This window comes from Candidatus Nanopelagicus hibericus, assembly GCF_002288005.1.
Taxonomy (GTDB): domain Bacteria; phylum Actinomycetota; class Actinomycetes; order Nanopelagicales; family Nanopelagicaceae; genus Nanopelagicus; species Nanopelagicus hibericus.
In genome coordinates, this window is the sequence record NZ_CP016771.1 from 427,850 (window position 1) to 443,992 (window position 16,143).

The 16,143-nt window shown below is 43.9% G+C and carries 13 protein-coding genes, 3 pseudogenes and 1 riboswitch; of the genes and pseudogenes, 12 read left to right on the plus strand and 4 right to left on the minus strand.

All coding sequences use genetic code 11. The features are described from left to right. Nucleotides 1–12: 12 nt before the first annotated feature. The 5 genes and pseudogenes from ald (at nucleotide 13) to B1s21160_RS02325 (ending at nucleotide 5,575) form a co-directional block, all read left to right on the plus strand. On the plus strand, nucleotides 13–1,095 hold the full coding sequence (gene ald / locus B1s21160_RS02305; RefSeq protein WP_095672261.1) for an alanine dehydrogenase: 1,083 nt from the start codon (nucleotides 13–15) through the stop codon (nucleotides 1,093–1,095). A 14-nt stretch (nucleotides 1,096–1,109) separates the two neighbouring features. Then, nucleotides 1,110–1,223: riboswitch (SAM riboswitch) on the plus strand. Between the two features lie 59 nt (nucleotides 1,224–1,282). Beyond that, nucleotides 1,283–2,590 (plus strand): annotated as a pseudogene (locus B1s21160_RS02310) (bifunctional o-acetylhomoserine/o-acetylserine sulfhydrylase); the annotation flags it as partial. A 3-nt stretch (nucleotides 2,591–2,593) separates the two neighbouring features. Next, nucleotides 2,594–3,691, plus strand: coding sequence for a homoserine O-acetyltransferase MetX (metX, locus tag B1s21160_RS02315; protein WP_095672263.1), 1,098 nt, complete (start codon nucleotides 2,594–2,596; stop codon nucleotides 3,689–3,691). Nucleotides 3,692–3,798: 107 nt separating this feature from the next. Then, nucleotides 3,799–5,370, plus strand: coding sequence for an RNA polymerase sigma factor (locus tag B1s21160_RS02320; protein ID WP_095672264.1), 1,572 nt, complete (start codon nucleotides 3,799–3,801; stop codon nucleotides 5,368–5,370). A 13-nt stretch (nucleotides 5,371–5,383) separates the two neighbouring features. Beyond that, the gene (locus B1s21160_RS02325) at nucleotides 5,384–5,575 is read left to right on the plus strand and encodes a CDGSH iron-sulfur domain-containing protein (protein WP_041888050.1); all 192 of its coding nucleotides are present in this window, start codon (nucleotides 5,384–5,386) and stop codon (nucleotides 5,573–5,575) included. On the opposite strand, the gene B1s21160_RS02330 is transcribed toward B1s21160_RS02325, so the two are convergent. Beyond that, nucleotides 5,576–5,791: a DUF7455 domain-containing protein gene (locus B1s21160_RS02330; RefSeq protein ID WP_095672892.1), complete on the minus strand. Its 216-nt coding sequence runs from the start codon at nucleotides 5,789–5,791 to the stop codon at nucleotides 5,576–5,578. A 213-nt stretch (nucleotides 5,792–6,004) separates the two neighbouring features. On the opposite strand from B1s21160_RS02330, the gene B1s21160_RS02335 reads away from it, so the two are divergent. Beyond that, nucleotides 6,005–8,095 (plus strand): DNA gyrase/topoisomerase IV subunit B, encoded by a 2,091-nt coding sequence (locus tag B1s21160_RS02335; RefSeq protein WP_041888048.1) that lies wholly within the window; start codon nucleotides 6,005–6,007, stop codon nucleotides 8,093–8,095. On the opposite strand, the gene B1s21160_RS02340 is transcribed toward B1s21160_RS02335, so the two are convergent. Both B1s21160_RS02340 and B1s21160_RS02345 read right to left on the minus strand, forming a co-directional pair. Further along, on the minus strand, nucleotides 8,092–9,690 hold the full coding sequence (locus B1s21160_RS02340) for an ABC-F family ATP-binding cassette domain-containing protein (protein ID WP_041888047.1): 1,599 nt from the start codon (nucleotides 9,688–9,690) through the stop codon (nucleotides 8,092–8,094). The genes B1s21160_RS02335 and B1s21160_RS02340 overlap by 4 nt on opposite strands. 12 nt (nucleotides 9,691–9,702) lie before the next feature. Beyond that, nucleotides 9,703–11,196: pseudogene (locus tag B1s21160_RS02345) on the minus strand (DNA gyrase/topoisomerase IV subunit A); the annotation flags it as partial. 87 nt (nucleotides 11,197–11,283) lie between these two features. Here B1s21160_RS02345 and B1s21160_RS02350 point away from each other — a divergent pair. Beyond that, nucleotides 11,284–12,390: an alkaline phosphatase family protein gene (locus B1s21160_RS02350; protein ID WP_095672265.1), complete on the plus strand. Its 1,107-nt coding sequence runs from the start codon at nucleotides 11,284–11,286 to the stop codon at nucleotides 12,388–12,390. Here B1s21160_RS02350 and sepH read toward each other — a convergent pair. Further along, nucleotides 12,387–13,199, minus strand: a complete 813-nt coding sequence (gene sepH / locus B1s21160_RS02355; RefSeq protein ID WP_095672266.1) for a septation protein SepH — start codon at nucleotides 13,197–13,199, stop codon at nucleotides 12,387–12,389. The genes B1s21160_RS02350 and sepH overlap by 4 nt on opposite strands. A 141-nt stretch (nucleotides 13,200–13,340) precedes the next feature. On the opposite strand from sepH, the gene B1s21160_RS02360 reads away from it, so the two are divergent. The 5 genes and pseudogenes from B1s21160_RS02360 (at nucleotide 13,341) to trmD (ending at nucleotide 16,091) form a co-directional block, all read left to right on the plus strand. Further along, complete coding sequence (locus B1s21160_RS02360) at nucleotides 13,341–14,039, plus strand: inositol monophosphatase family protein (protein WP_236860955.1); 699 nt, start codon at nucleotides 13,341–13,343, stop codon at nucleotides 14,037–14,039. Between the two features lie 92 nt (nucleotides 14,040–14,131). After that, nucleotides 14,132–14,470, plus strand: a pseudogene (rplS, locus tag B1s21160_RS06435) (50S ribosomal protein L19); the annotation flags it as partial. Nucleotides 14,471–14,661: 191 nt separating this feature from the next. Beyond that, entirely contained in the window at nucleotides 14,662–14,901 is a 240-nt protein-coding gene (locus tag B1s21160_RS02370; protein WP_041888039.1) for an RNA-binding protein, read from the plus strand. A gap of 1 nt (nucleotide 14,902) precedes the next feature. Next, entirely contained in the window at nucleotides 14,903–15,403 is a 501-nt protein-coding gene (gene rimM, locus B1s21160_RS02375; RefSeq protein WP_041888038.1) for a ribosome maturation factor RimM, read from the plus strand. Further along, nucleotides 15,390–16,091 carry a tRNA (guanosine(37)-N1)-methyltransferase TrmD gene (gene trmD / locus B1s21160_RS02380; protein WP_095672269.1) on the plus strand — a complete coding sequence of 234 codons (702 nt, stop codon included), beginning with the start codon at nucleotides 15,390–15,392 and terminating at the stop codon, nucleotides 16,089–16,091. The genes rimM and trmD overlap by 14 nt, the downstream gene beginning before the upstream one ends. The last annotated feature ends 52 nt before the right edge of the window (nucleotides 16,092–16,143 follow it).

Below are 16,143 nucleotides of genomic sequence, written 5' to 3' on the forward strand. Positions count from 1 at the left end.
AGTGGTTTTAAAATGATTATTGGTATTCCAAAAGAGATCAAAAATAATGAGTTCAGGGTTTCGGCAACCCCATCTGGTGTTCACGCATATGTAGCAGCCGGGCATCAGGTATTGGTTGAGAAAAATGCAGGTCTTGGCTCTGGCATCTTGGATGCTGATTACATCCAAGCGGGGGCAAAAATTATTGACTCTGCCGAGGAGATTTGGCAAAAGGCAGATTTAATTCAAAAAGTTAAGGAGCCGATTGAGGCTGAGTATAAAAGAATGCGTAAGGGACAAATTCTTTATACCTATCTACACCTAGCTGCAAATAAAGCTTGTACACAAGCAATTATGGATTCAGGTTGTACTGCAATTGCCTATGAAACAGTTGAGATTGATGGCGCGCTGCCACTACTTGCACCGATGAGTGAGGTGGCAGGGCGAATGAGTATTCAAGTAGGAGCAGCAGCACTTGAAGCAAGTAAGGGTGGCCGTGGGGTATTACTGGGTGGAGTGCCAGGGGTTCGCCCCGGCAAAGTGGTAGTAATCGGTGGCGGTGTTGTTGGAGTTGCGGCAGCAACAATTGCCCATGGCATGAGGGCTAATGTGACGGTGATGGATTTAGATTTAAGACGTCTTGCCCAAATCGATCAGATATTTGCCGGCAATGTTAAGACTTTAGCCTCAAGTGAGTATGAGATTGAAAAAGAGGTAATGAATGCTGATCTAGTAATTGGCGCAGTATTAGTTCATGGCGCAAAAGCTCCTAAATTAGTAAGTAATGCGCTGGTGAAAAAGATGAAGGGCGGCTCTGTTTTAGTTGATGTAGCAATTGATCAAGGTGGCTGCTTTGAAGATTCCAAACCAACTACTCATCAAGAGCCGACCTATAAGGTCCATGATGCAATTTTTTATTGTGTGGCAAATATGCCAGGGGCGGTTCCCGCCACCTCCACCTACGCACTTGCCAACGCCACTATTGGATACGGCTTAGCCCTGGCAAATAAAGGGTGGCAGAAGGCGTTGAGTGATGATGCTGGCTTGGCTTTAGGGCTTAATGTGAATGAGGGCAAAATTATTTATGCCGCAGTTGCAAAGGCGCATAATCTCTAGTATTTTTCGCCATAGGTCATGAGTCTTAGTTCATAGCCCCGGCTAACTAAGCGGCAACCCTCCACCACGGTGGGGTGCTCCGGGTGAAGACCAGGTCGATAGCAAGGTGCCATCGGCAAGAGTGGTTGGATAAAAAAACTTAGGGCTTGACCCTAATTCTTTTAACACCACCTTCAACAAGGAGGTTGTTTTGTCATACTCATTTGAAACCCAACAAATACATGCTGGTCAAGTTGCTGATCCAACTACTGGCGCTCGCGCACTGCCGTTGTATCAAACAACTGCATATCAATTCCGCGATACCAAGCATGCAGCTGATCTATTTGGCTTAGCTGAGCTAGGAAATATCTACACCCGAATCATGAATCCAACGCAGGATACGGTGGAGCAGCGAATTGCTGCCTTAGAAGGTGGCGTTGCCGCTTTGCTGCTTGCCTCTGGCTCTGCTGCAACCACCTTTGCAATATTAAATCTGGCAGAGGCGGGTGATCACATCGTTTCATCCCCTTCTTTATACGGGGGTACCTACAATCTTTTCCATTACACCCTGCCAAAGTTTGGTATCGAGGTTTCCTTTGTTGAAAATCCAGATGATCCAGAGAGCTGGCGCAAAGCGGTAAAGCCAAATACCAAGGCATTTTTTGGTGAGACGATTGCGAATCCAAAAAATGATCTTTTGGATATTGAAACTGTGGCAAAGATTGCCCATGAAAACAATGTGCCATTAATCGTTGATAACACGGTGGCCACCCCATACTTAATTAGACCAATTGAGTGGGGCGCAGATGTAGTGGTTCACTCCGCTACTAAATTCCTATCTGGCCATGGAAATGCGGTAGTTGGCGCGATTGTGGACTCGGGTAAATTTGATTACGCCAAATATCCAGAGAAGTTTAAAAACTTCAACCAACCAGATCCTTCCTACCATGGCTTGGTATACGCCCAAGCTCTAGGAGTTGGCTCTGCCTTTGGGGCAAACCTTGCCTACATATTCAAGATTAGATTGACACTGCTACGCGATATTGGCGCCGCTGTTTCACCATTTAATGCTTGGTTACTTGCTCAAGGGCTTGAGACTTTATCTCTACGTATTGAGCGCCATGTTGAAAATGCCAAGGCGGTTGCGGCATTTTTAGAAAAACACCCACAAGTATCCTCAGTTAACTACGCATCCTTGTCTAGTTCAAAGTGGAATAAGTTAGCGAGCAAGTACTCACCAAAGGGCAGTGGTTCAGTTCTCTCCTTTGAAATTAAGGGGGGCATAGAGGCGGGCAAGAAATTTATTGAAGCGCTAAACCTGCACTCACATGTAGCAAATATTGGCGATGTTAGAAGTTTGGCAATTCACCCAGCATCTACCACCCACTCACAGCTTTCACCTGCGGAGCAATTAACCGCTGGTGTTACCCCAGGTTTGGTTCGGTTATCTGTTGGTATTGAAAATATCAAAGATATTCAAGCCGATCTTGAAAAAGCATTTGCTGCTGCTAAGTAAATAATGAGCAAAGTAAATCCAGCAGTTACCGGGGCGTGGTTAGAAGATCATGACCCCGGGGATCGCCAATTTCTATCGATTGGCGATTTGACGTTGGAATCAGGTGAGGTATTACCTGATGTGGTAATTGCTTATCAAAGTTGGGGAAAATTAAACTCTGCAGGTGATAATGCAATTTTGGTAAATCACGCGTTAACTGGCTGGGCAGATGTCAATGGTTGGTGGCCACAGATGGTCGGATCTGGCCTGCCATTTGATAGTGATAAGTACTTTGTTGTCTGCCCAAATGTAATTGGTGGCTGCCAAGGATCAACTGGGCCATCCTCGTTAGCACCGGATGGCAAAAGATGGGGATCTAGATTTCCGGTACTAACTATCAGAGATATGGTGGCAGCAGAGCTAGCTTTCACAAAACAAATAGGCGTGATGAAATATCAATTATCAGTTGGCCCATCCCTAGGCGGAATGCGCAGTTTGGAGTGGGCGATTGATTACCCAGAATTAATTGGCGCTATCTGCACCATTGGCTCATCGGCTGTGGCAACTGGGGATCAAATTGGCGCAGCCTCAATTCAGTTGCGAGCAATAAAGAGTGATCCAAACTTTAATAATGGTGATTATTATGAACAAAGTACTGGTCCAATCGAGGGAATGGGAATCGCTCGAAGGATTGCACATTTAACCTATCGAACTGAGTCGGAGATGGATGTCAGGTTTGGTCGGGAGTTACAAGGAGATGAGACTGGTAGATACGCGGTGGAGTCCTATTTAGATCACCATGCACAGAAGTTAGCCAAAAGATTTGATGCTAATACCTATATTTCCTTAACCGAGGCGATGAACTCCCATGATGTTGGGCGAGATCGAGGCGGTGTGGCAGCTGCCTTATCAAAGATAAAGGTGCCAATCCATGTGATCTCGATTGATACCGATCGGCTTTTTCCTCCCCGCCTGCAACAGGAGATCAAAGAGTTAGCCCCAGATATGACCGAACTTCACACCATCGCCTCACCATTTGGCCATGATGGCTTCTTAATTGAGGTGGAATCGGTTGGACAGATCATTAGAAATACGCTCAATCTGCAAAATATCTCAAATTGATCAATTTGGATGTGCATTTACCCCTGTGGACAATTTATAATATAGCCAGGGGTCGAGCGGTTAAAAAAAATCGCAAAAGCATACGACTCAAAAACAAAGGATGACTTGTGGCTGTATCTCGTGCGCCCAAAAAAGGCGTTAAAGCAGGAAAGGGTAAACAAAAGCCTGTGAAAAAAAAGAGTTCAGTTAAGAAAGTTGCAACAAAAAAAGTAAAGCCTGCCAAAAAAGTAATAAAGATTCCACAGAAGGCAATATTAGATGCCAAAGATGTAGGAATGATTCTTAAGGTAAGAGATTTAGTTAATCAACAAAAATCTGTAATGGCCGAGGTTAATTCTCGTGGCATAAGTAATATTCATAGGATTGCCAAAAAATCTGACCAAGATATAGTTTTAATCGCCCGTGAATTAGAGGTGAGTGTTCCCAAACAAATAGAAAAACTTCGCAAACTTGGTTTAACACCATATCGCATGCTAAAGAAAAGTGAGTTGGCATTATTCATTCCACCTGCTCCAAAGCCAACCGCTGCTGGCAAAGCTGAAAAGGTTACTAAGGTAAAAATTGATGGTGAAGAGGTTGAGTTAGAAGAGGTTGAGTTAGAGGATTTAGACAAGTTAGTTGATGAGAAAGAGGAGGGTGCTACCGAGGAGGGTGCCTCTGAGATTCGAGTTGTAAATGTGGCGGAAGAATCACAAAATGAGGCCAATTCTTTTGTACTTAAAGATTCTGAAGAAGATGACGCTCCACCGCAAACGGTATTAACCGCTGGTGCCACCGCAGATCCAGTAAAGGATTACTTAAAACTAATCGGCCGGGTGCCACTATTAAATGCTGAGCTAGAGGTTTCTTTAGCCCAATCAGTTGAGGCTGGACTATTTGCCGAGGAAAAAATTGCTAAAGATAAGAAGATGGATAAAAAGCTAAAGCGTGAGTTACAACAAATTATTATCAATGGCAAACGTGATAAGAACCATCTACTCGAGGCAAACCTTCGGTTGGTAGTCTCACTTGCCAAGCGCTATACCGGACGTGGCATGTTGTTCTTAGATCTAATCCAAGAGGGAAATCTTGGTTTAATCCGCGCAGTTGAAAAGTTTGATTACACAAAAGGTTATAAGTTCTCAACCTATGCCACCTGGTGGATTCGCCAAGCGATTACTAGAGCGATGGCAGATCAAGCAAGAACAATTCGTATCCCAGTACATATGGTGGAGGTTATTAATAAGTTAGCCAGAGTACAGCGGCAGATGTTGCAAGATTTAGGAAGAGAGCCAACTCCGGAGGAGTTAGCTAAAGAGTTAGATATGACACCAGAAAAAGTTGTTGAGGTTCAAAAGTACGGCAGGGAGCCAATCTCACTTCACACTCCATTGGGTGAAGAGGGCGATAGCGAGTTTGGTGATCTAATTGAGGATTCAGAGGCGATCGTGCCAGCTGATGCTGTTTCCTTTACCTTATTACAAGAGCAGCTGCACTCAGTTCTAGATACATTATCTGAACGAGAGGCTGGAGTGGTTGCGATGCGCTTTGGTTTAACCGACGGCCAACCAAAAACCCTAGATGAAATCGGCAAGGTTTATGGAGTGACTCGAGAGCGAATTCGTCAGATTGAATCGAAAACAATGTCAAAATTGCGCCACCCATCCAGGTCGCAAGTACTTCGTGATTATCTAGATTAAGGGAGAGAAAATAATGAGCGATAAAGTGAAGATGCAGTTTAAGAAAAATGCCTCAATTCGGGTTACCGGAACTGTAGATTTTGTTGATGCTGAGGGAAATGTGGTGGAAACTAAAACTGATTTCTCGTTGTGCCGCTGTGGGGCATCAAAGGAGAAGCCATTTTGCGATGGTAGCCATCGCGATGCGGGATTTGTAAGCGAGTAGTTATTTAGCTGCTTTAGCAGCTAAGTTTTCAGATTCATCCTGAATAACTGCAACAACTGGTTTTAATCCTTGTGCGTAAGCTTTTGCGTGGTGAGCACAGAATAATAATTGACCACCAGAGATTAAAATTGCACGGACATATGCCTGAGCACCACATCGATCGCAACGATCTAGTGAATTCAATGGGGTTTGTTCCATTGTAATCTGGCTACTCATCAGCTCTCCATCTGTTGGCTTCATCAGGGGAACATCAAACCATGAATGCTTTATTCCCTGCAGGTTATTTGGTTTCAATTAAGTAAATTTTTCCGTTCAAATACTGAGAATTTGTTGTATATATCTCATTTTCGTATCAATTGTGGATAAATATGGGTCAATATCGGCGAGCATCATCTACAGGTGGTATATGCGCCGATAATCTACTCGCCGATGGCAACCAAGATCACAAAACCAGATGATGGCACCTCTGCAGCGATTATCAGCACCTATACAGCAAAAGACTTATCTGTTCTTGAAGGATTAGATGCGGTCCGAAAACGTCCTGGCATGTATATCGGCACCACTGATTCTCGTGGCCTCATGCATTGCTTATGGGAAATTATTGATAACGCTGTTGATGAAGCTCTGGCTGGGCATTGTAAAAAGATTGATATTAATTTAGAGGCAGATGGTTCAGTTGAGGTTCATGATGATGGTCGTGGTATTCCAGTAGATAAAGAGCCCAAGACAGGTCTGACTGGTGTGGAAGTTGTAATGACAAAACTACATGCTGGTGGAAAGTTTGGTGGTGGCTCTTACGCAGCCTCCGGTGGTTTACACGGAGTAGGTGCTTCAGTTGTTAACGCACTTGCCTCCCGGCTTGATGTTGAGGTTGATCGCGATGGAAAGATTTATTGGATGTCATTTAAACGAGGGCATGCTGGCATATTTGACGGTGATGGGCCAAATGCAAGTTTTAATGAAAAGTCAGGATTGAGAGTAATTGGAAAAGTTTCTGCCAAAGTAACTGGCACCAGAATTAAATGGTGGTTTGATAAGCAAATCTTCTTAAAGGAAGCATCCTTGGCAATTGAAGATGTTTATGCCAGAGCCAGACAAACTTCATATTTAGTACCTGGATTAACTCTAATTGTTAATGACAACAGGGGTAAAACTAAGACAAGTGAAACCTTTTTCCACAAAGGCGGCATCTCAGAGTTTTGTGCATTTTTGCGGCCCGATGATCCAGTAGGTGAGGTAATTCGAATATCAGGAGGTGGTGCCTATACCGAGAATGTTCCAATCTTGGATGAGAAGGGGCACATGACGCCAACTGAGGTGGATCGCGAGATGGGTGTAGATATTGCGATGCAATGGGGCAATGGTTATGAAGCAACTATCTCATCATTTGTAAATATTATTTCTACTCCAAAGGGTGGCACTCATGTCGCTGGCTTTGAACGAGCAATTACCAAAGCGGTAAATGATGCATTACGGGCGACTAAAACTTTAAAGAATAATGAGGCGGATGTTATTAAGGATGATGTGCAGGAGGGATTAACTGCGGTTGTCACAGTCCGGATGTCAGAGCCGCAATTTGAGGGGCAGACTAAGGAGGTTTTGGGAACAGCTGCTGCTACCAAAATAGTTGGTCAGGTAGTTGCAGATGAGATGAAGGCATTTTTTAATACCGGTAAGAGAATTGATAAGGCAACTGGAAGATTAATCCTGGAAAAGATTGCAAACGCCTCTAGAACAAGAATTTCAGCTAGAACCCATAAGGATTTACAGCGTAGGAAAAATGCATTAGAGAGCTCATCACTGCCTACAAAATTATCTGATTGCAGATCAGATGAGGCTGAGCGGACTGAGTTATTTATTGTTGAGGGTGACTCTGCATTAGGAACCACAAAGGCTGCTAGAAACTCCGAGTTTCAAGCGATCTTGCCGATTCGAGGCAAGATTTTAAATGTTCAAAAAGCATCTTTGTCACAGATGTTGGAAAATAATGAGTGTGCATCAATCATTCAAGTAATTGGTGCTGGTAGTGGAAAATCCTTTGATATTAATGATGCTAGGTATGGCCGGGTAATTTTGATGTCTGATGCTGATGTTGATGGTGCCCACATCCGCTGCTTATTGTTAACACTTTTTAACTCTTATATGAAACCGTTAGTTGAGGCGGGCCGAGTATTTGCAGCGATTCCACCGCTACATCGAATTGATGTAATTGGTGGCAAAAAAGGAGAGGTTCACTACACCTACTCCGATGATGAGATGAAAAAGGTTATTACGCAGTTGAAAAAGGATGGTAAGCGATGGAAAGAACCAATTCAGCGCTATAAGGGATTAGGTGAAATGGATGCTGATCAACTGCGAGAGACCACAATGGATCCAGCCCATAGAACATTGCGCAGAATTACGATGAAAGATGTTACTAAAGCTGAGGCGATGTTTGAATTGTTAATGGGCAATGAGGTTGCACCTCGTAAAGAGTTTATTTCCAGTGCAGATATTGATCGGGAGCGGATTGACGCTTAATCAATCGTAACAAGATCGAAGTACTCCTCTTTCCACAAATCCTCATCACCATCTGGCAAAAGCAATACCCGTTCTGGTTTTAACGCCTCCACTGCGCCAGCATCGTGGGAAACAAGAATTACCGCCCCTTGATACTCAGCAAGTGCACCAAGAATTTCCTCCCTGGATGCTGGGTCTAAGTTATTTGTTGGCTCATCAAGTAATAAAACATTGGCAGCACTAACAACTAAGAGTGCCAGAGCTAGCCGAGTTCGCTCACCACCGCTTAATACCTTCACTGGTTTATGAACATCATCTCCAGTAAATAGGAATGAGCCCAAAACATTTCTTGCCTCTGGCTCTCTAATATCTTTGGTGGCGCTAAGCATGTTCTCTAAAACTGAACGCTCATAATCTAAGGTCTCGTGCTCTTGGGCGTAGTAACCAATCTTTAGACCATGACCTGCCTCTACATGACCAGTGTCTGGATCTAAATCTCCAGCAAGGATTCGAAGTAATGTTGTTTTACCGGCACCATTTAATCCCAAAATAACTACTCTGGAGCCTTTATCAATTGCTAACTCAACATCGGTGAAGATTTCAAGTGAGCCGTAGGATTTAGATAGTTCAGCAGCAGTAATTGGAGTTTTGCCACAAGGTGAGGGAGTGGGAAAGCGGAGTTTTGCAACTCGGTCATTCTTTCGTACAGCCTCTAAACCGGATAGAAGTTGATCTGCTCTTCTAAACATAGCTCTTGCTGATGCCGCTTTATCCTTTTTTGCACGAAACTTTTCAGCTTGCTTTTGTAGTATCTCTGCCTTCTTCTCAGCAATAGCACGCTCTTTCTTCCTTCTGTGCTCATCCGCTTCGCGTTGCTGAAGGTAGTTTTTCCAAGTCATGTTGTAAACATCGATAACGTTGCGGTTAGCATCAAGGTAGAAAACCTTATTAACAACAGTTTCGATTAAATTAACATCGTGGGAGATGATTACTAAGCCACCTGGGTATTTAAGTAGAAATTCACGCAACCAAACGATTGAATCAGCATCTAAATGGTTGGTTGGCTCATCCAAAATAAGTGTTTGCGCACCTGAAAAAAGTATTCTGGCTAATTCAATTCTTCGGCGCTGACCACCAGATAGAGCGCTTAATTGCTGATCAAATAAATTATTTGGCACACCAAGGGATGATGCAATTGCCTCTGCCTCAGCTGCTGCGGCATAGCCACCTGCGGTTGAAAACTCATGTTCAACTCTGGTGTACCTCTCCATCGCTTTTTCTAACTCCACACCTTGTGAGCTTGCCATCTCCTCTTCAACAGCGCGCATACGCTTTGAGATTAGATCTAACTCTCTAACGGAGAGAATTCGATCAATCACACTGCCTTGATCCTCACCAGTTCTAGGATCTTGTGGCAGATAACCAATTTTCCCAGTCCGATTAACCGCACCACCTGCCGGCATAGTTTCACCAGCTAATACTTTTGCGAGCGTGGATTTACCTGCGCCATTTCGACCCACAAAGCCAATTCGATCTCCGTGATTAATGCGAACTGATACATCCTTAACTAGAAGCCTTGCGGCAGCGCGAAGTTCGAGGGCGTTGGTTGAAATCAAAGTTGCTTAGGCAACAAGGCGGGTGCGGCGAGGGGAGGCGTATTTCTTTTCAACTTCAGACAACTCCTCAGACACTTTAGCTTTGATGCTCTCCTCAGTTTTTAGGATTGCAGTTAAGGAGGAAATTGTAGCCTTTAATTCTTTGGCTTCATTTTCTAGTTCGATTTTGCTCATCTTGGTCAATCTGCGCAGCGGCATATCCAATATATATGTTGCTTGTTCATCACTTAACTTAAATGTTTTGATTAAACCAGTTTTTGCAACAGTTGCATCCTCACTTGCTCTGATCAATTTAATTACCTTATCAATATCAACAATTGCTTTGAGCAGGCCATCTACTAGATTTAATCGTGCCTGCGCTTTAGCTTTACGGAAGATAGATCTGCGCTTGACCACCTCAATTCGGTGATCAATAAAGACTTGCAGCAGATCCTTTAAGCCCAAAGTCAACGGCTTTCCATTTACTAGCGCCACTGCGTTGATGGAAAAGGCATCTTCCATCGGAGTAAGGCGATAGAGATTTTCTAGAACTTCAGCTGGTTCGTAACCATTTTTGATCTCAACAACTACTTTGGTGCCAGATTGACCATCAGATAGATCAACAATATCTGAGATACCTTGGATTTTTTTTGCCTTAACTAAGTCGGCAATCTTTTCAACAATTTTTTCAGGTCCAATGTTGTATGGCATCTCTGTTATTACTAATCCTTGCTTGCGGGCTGAGACCTTTTCAATAACCGCAGTTGCCCGTACCTTAAAGGAGCCACGACCACTGGCGTACGCCTCAGCAATACCTTCGGTGGCGGTTAAGTAACCACCTGTTGGAAAGTCTGGCGCTGGCACAAACTTCATTAATTGTTTTAATGTGGCTTTTGGATTTTCCATTAAATGCTTGGCAGCTGCAATTACTTCACCTAAATTGTGAGGAGCCATATTTGTGGCCATACCAACAGCGATGCCAGTTGCACCATTTACTAATAAATTAGGAAATGCTGCAGGCAATACCTGGGGCTCCATAATTTGACCATCATAATTTGCGCCAAAATTAACGGTGTCCTCATCGGATTCATCCACCATCAACATCGCCGATAGTGCAAGCCGTGATTCGGTGTAGCGCATGGCCGCTGGGCCAGAATCTAATGAACCAAAATTTCCATGACCATCGATTAGTGGCAGACGCATTGAAAATGATTGCGCCATACGAACCATCGCGTCATATATCGCACCATCACCATGTGGGTGCAGCTTTCCCATTACATCTCCAACAACTCGAGCAGATTTCACATGACCTTTATCAGGCCTGAGTCCCATGGCATTCATTTGATGCAAGATGCGGCGTTGTACTGGCTTTAAACCATCGCGGGCGTCGGGCAAAGCGCGGGAGTAAATTACCGAGTAGGCGTACTCTAAAAATGATTCAGACATTTCAGAGGCAACATCAATATCAATGATTCGGCCGGGATTCACACCAGCTTTAGGTGCTACTACTTTTGGTGTTTTTGCCATACGCCGTATCTTGCCAATATTTCTCCATTTTCTTGTTCGCGACAAGCCCATTACTTAGTAAATTCTTGAGATAGGTATCCTTGCGCTATGAATACTGGGAAATCAATTGATCACTTTGGTTTATCCCACCTAATTAACTCAGTATTTTCAACATTAAATCTTGATGGTACAACTGATTATTTGTCCCTTGGCCAAGGACAGATGCGAGAGTGTTTGGTATTAATAGATGGCATGGGACAGGATGCAATTAATAAGTTTTCAGAACAATTTCCAATATTTGAAGATATTAAACAGGTAAAAACTATCTATACCGATTTTCCATCAACTACCGCTACGAGTATCTCAACGCTCGGCACCGGTGTGCTGCCTGGTATGCATGGCATGCTGGGCTACACAGTCAGGGTTCCTAGAAGTGATAATCGGTTACTTAATGCCCTCAAGTGGGATGAGCGGGTAGATCCAGTTATTTGGCAAAAAGTACCAACTATGTTTGAGCGGGCAGCGATTGCTGGAATTGCTGTTACTCATGTTGCTGCCAAAAGATATGAGGGCAGTGGATTTACGCAAGCGGCATTACGTGGCGCCAAGTATGTTGGCGCAAATAGTATTCAAGAGATGGTCACCGCGGTTCATCTTGCTCTGCAGCCACAACCATCTTTTGTCTATACCTATTTAAACAACTTAGATTCTGCCGGACATAGCGATGGGGTTGGATCTGATAAGTGGCTTACCGCATTTGAATATGTCGCTGAATTTATCGCCAAGCTAAAGCAATCAGCTCCTGCCGGAACACGGTTTTGGATTACCTCAGATCATGGAATGGTAAATAGCACCGAGCAAATAATTTTAGGACAGGATAACCAGCTGTTAGATAATGTGACTTTAATTGGCGGTGAACCCAGGGCACGGCATATTTATATTAAGCCAGGTGCTGTGGCAGAAACCATTACCCAATGGCAGGAGTTTTTTGCTCAGAAGGTGAAGATATTGAGTAGGCAAGATGCAATATCAAGTGGATTATTTGGACCGGTAGTCACCGAGGATTCATCCGATCGCATGGGTGATTTAATTGCGATCGCTAACAAAGATCTAATTTTGGTTGATCCTGCGCGAATCAAGGAGGAGACATCTATGGTTGGACACCATGGGGGAGTAACAGATACTGAGGTTGCGATTCCGCTGTTACTTACTTAGTCAGTATCTTTCTTACCAAACATAATGTCATCCCAAGATGGGATCTTAATTCTTTTAGTTACACCATCGCGCTGCGCCTCTTCATCAGCCTGCTCACTCTCAAGACTTTCATCAACTATTACTAATCTAGTTGGGGCATAAGGAGTTACATCTTCTCTGATCGAGACCAATCTTGGTGCTTCTGTTACTGGAACATTTCCGTAAGTTTGAACTGGTGTTTTTTGCTTAACCTCACCACCAATCCACCTTGCACCATCATCTTCAGCAGATAAGGCTCTTCGTCCTAAATTAAATAACCAAACTGCTTCACCTTTAGCATCTTCCGGTGAGCCATCACGAAGTGGGTAGTAAAGAGTTAGTCGCCAATTTCCATCAGGTGCGCGGTATGTGTTCCATTCGATGGTATTCATATCAACACCGCGGGGTGCAAGTTGATTAGAAACTGCGGTCTCAAGATATGGCGCATGAGGCTCTCGACGAATTTGAGTAGCAAGTGCCTGCGAAATAATAAAGGCTCGCTCTTGCAAGATGGGTCCGGCATAATTTTCTATTTTTTCAATTGACCAATCGGTGGTCCGGGAAATTGAATCCATAGATTCACCAGCTCGCAACCTTGCCTGCACCTCTTTTACCGTGGTGGTTAAATTTTCTTGAAGATCTGAGACAGCTGCAAGCCGAGGTTGATTAACAGTTGCCCGTAAACCATCACTTATTCGCAGGTGGTATTGATTTCCATTCTGATCGACCAACTCAAGATTGGCACCATCGGCAGATTTGCCAGTTAATCGCAGATCAGTTGGCTCGTTCATGAGAGTAGATTGCCACAATTTAACGGGGGGATAAATAAGCCACTCACGGAGTGCGGCATCTTTTCATGCTTAGATAACCCGGTGAGGGCAGAATTACTTAAGATTGCGGAATCGGCGGCACATTTAGCAGGATCGCATTTGATGAAGCGACCAGCTGCCTTTACTTTTACGGAGAAAAGTTCTGCTGTCGATTTTGCAACACAGATGGATCAGCAGGCAGAGGCGCTAATTGTCAAGCAAATTCTAAACCTTCGGCCAGATGACGGGATTATTGCCGAAGAGGGTAGTACGAAAGAAAGTAAATCTGGAATAACTTGGGTGATTGATCCATTAGATGGCACCGTTAATTACCTTTACAACCTTCCGGGCTGGAATGTTTCAATTGCAGCCAAGGATAAAGATGGCGTAATTGTCGGCGTGGTTTTCGCCCCTAGTGTTGATGGATTTTGGAGCGCGGTTAGGGGTGAGGGTGCTACCTATAACGGTGTGAAGATTAAATGCAATGAACCGGTATCACTTGATAAAGCTTTATTAGCAACCGGCTTTGCTTACGATTTAAATTTGCGAATTAGCCAAGGTGAGGCGATGGCTAAGTTATTGCCAAAGATAAGAGATCTACGGAGAAATGGCGCAGCAGCGGTTGATCTTTGTTATGTTGCGATGGGCGCACTAGATGGATATTTTGAAGCATCCTTAAAAGAGTGGGACCATGCAGCTGGTGGATTAATTGCAGTTGAGGCGGGTGCGGTTATCTCTGGCAGAGGTGGTGGAGCACCAAACTCTGATTTGGTGGTCTGCGCTGGACCCGCCCTGCATGCTCAGCTTTTGCCGCTGATTTGATCTCAAATTGATCTAATCACCCCTGCTGTGGCAGGATACGCACTTAGTAAAAAAAATCTTGATACCGATAAATTTAATGACTAGGACAAATTATGAACGTGTTAGATGCTGTAGATGCCGCCTCATTGCGCAAGGACATCCCATCTTTTCGTCCTGGAGATGAATTAAAAGTACATGTAAGGGTTATTGAAGGAGCGAAAAGTCGTATTCAGGTTTTCCAAGGTGTAGTTATTGCACGATCTGGTTCTGGAATTCGTGAGTCATTTACTATCCGTAAAATCTCATACGGTGTTGGAGTTGAAAGAACTTTTCCAGTACATACCCCAGTAATTGAAAGAATTGAAATTATTCGTCACGGATCAGCCCGCAGAGCCAAGCTTTACTACCTACGTAATCTTCGTGGCAAGGCAACAAAAATTAAAGAGCGTCGTGGTGCTGATGGTGAAATTATTATTGAGCCAGAGTATGTGCCACCAGTAGTTTCCAAGAAAGTTTCAGTTCCAGAGGTTGGCGAGGCGGTAGCAGTTGTTGCCGCAGCTTCCGCAGTTGCTGAAGAGGTAGCACAAGCACCAGAGGTAACAACTGATGCGCCAGCTGCCGACGCCACAGCAAGCGAGTAAAAATGATTGACGAAGCATTAGAGCATTTAGTAAAAGGGATTGTTGATAATCCAGCTGAGGTTGTAATCACCGAAAAGAATAATCGTGGCGGAACAACTCTTGAAGTACGGGTTCATCCAGATGATATTGGCAAGGTAATTGGTCGAAATGGGCGAACTGCTAAGGCACTTCGAACCGTAATTAGTGCACTCGCCGGCCGATCAGTTCGAGTTGATTTAATCGAGGCAGACGAGGTTCGTTAATTTGCAACTTGTCGTAGGTCGCATTGGCCGCGCACATGGTGTCCTTGGTGAAGCAACAATTCAGGTTCAAACTGATGATCCAGATGTGCGGTTTAAGGTCGGAAATAAACTTAACTTAGATAGTGGCAAAGAGTTAACAATTCGATCAGCCCGTTGGCACAATCAAATACTTCTTCTAGCCTTTGATGGCGTAGTTGATCGAAACCAAATTGAGGAGCTCAGGGATCAAATGATTTCTGCAGAGGTTGATATCACCTCACTCGCACCAGGTGAGTATCACTATCAGCAATTATTGGGTTGTCAGGTATTCCTTCAGAGCAATGCATTAATTGGTGAGGTTGATGAGATAGTGAAATTACCAGGTCAAGATCTATTATCAGTAGATAGAAATGGCAAAAAAGTGTTAATCCCAATGGTAAAAAAGATTATTATTTCAATTGATGTGTTAACTAAAAAAATTGTGGTAGATCCACCGGAGGGGTTATTAGATGTTACAAATTGATCTAATCTCTATCTTTCCAGAGTACTTAGCCCCCTTGAAATTATCTTTATTGGGCAAGGCGGCTGATAAGGGTTTGCTGCAAATAAATATACATGACCTACGTGCTCAAACTACGGATGTTCATCATTCAGTGGATGACACTCCATACGGCGGTGGTGCAGGGATGGTTATGTCGGCTGAGCCTTGGGGCAGCGCCATTGATCAAATGACTAATGACCAGGATCAGGTTGATTTAATAATTTTGACTCCAGCTGGCAAAAAATTTGATCAGAAAATGGCGGGAGAGTTTGCCATAAAGAAGCATTTGATATTTGCCTGCGGTAGGTATGAAGGAATTGATGCCAGAGTCGGTGAATATTATGGGGCTAAAAAGAATTTCACTCTCCACGAAGTTTCCATTGGTGATTATGTCTTAGGTGGTGGTGAGGTTGCAGCCATGGTGATTATTGAGGCAACTGCAAGATTGATTGCCGGTGTGATTGGAAATCCAGATTCCTTAAAGGAGGAATCACATTCAATTTCTGGAAATAATCAAGAGTTATTAGTTGAGTATCCAAATTACACAAAGCCAGCAATGTGGCGTGGACTTTCGGTTCCAGAAATTTTGCTCTCCGGAAACCATGGGCAGATAGCTAAATGGCGTAAAGCACAGGCTGAGCGTCGGACACAGCAATTAAAAGAGGAATAATCCCGACACACCCAGCGTTGATTAGGCACATGCATCTCTTATAGGGGATTAT

Excerpts from the sequence above, each read along its gene's own strand:
- ald (WP_095672261.1), top strand. The coding sequence starts at position 13 with ATGATTATTGGTATTCCAAAAGAGATCAAAAATAATGAGTTCAGGGTT.
- sepH (WP_095672266.1), bottom strand. The coding sequence starts at position 13,199 with ATGAACGAGCCAACTGATCTGCGATTAACTGGCAAATCTGCCGATGGT.
- B1s21160_RS02325 (WP_041888050.1), top strand. The coding sequence starts at position 5,384 with ATGAGCGATAAAGTGAAGATGCAGTTTAAGAAAAATGCCTCAATTCGG.
- metX (WP_095672263.1), top strand. The coding sequence starts at position 2,594 with ATGAGCAAAGTAAATCCAGCAGTTACCGGGGCGTGGTTAGAAGATCAT.
- B1s21160_RS02350 (WP_095672265.1), top strand. The coding sequence starts at position 11,284 with ATGAATACTGGGAAATCAATTGATCACTTTGGTTTATCCCACCTAATT.
- B1s21160_RS02330 (WP_095672892.1), bottom strand. The coding sequence starts at position 5,791 with ATGAGTAGCCAGATTACAATGGAACAAACCCCATTGAATTCACTAGAT.
- B1s21160_RS02335 (WP_041888048.1), top strand. The coding sequence starts at position 6,005 with ATGGCAACCAAGATCACAAAACCAGATGATGGCACCTCTGCAGCGATT.
- trmD (WP_095672269.1), top strand. The coding sequence starts at position 15,390 with ATGTTACAAATTGATCTAATCTCTATCTTTCCAGAGTACTTAGCCCCC.
- B1s21160_RS02360 (WP_236860955.1), top strand. The coding sequence starts at position 13,341 with ATGAAGCGACCAGCTGCCTTTACTTTTACGGAGAAAAGTTCTGCTGTC.
- B1s21160_RS02370 (WP_041888039.1), top strand. The coding sequence starts at position 14,662 with ATGATTGACGAAGCATTAGAGCATTTAGTAAAAGGGATTGTTGATAAT.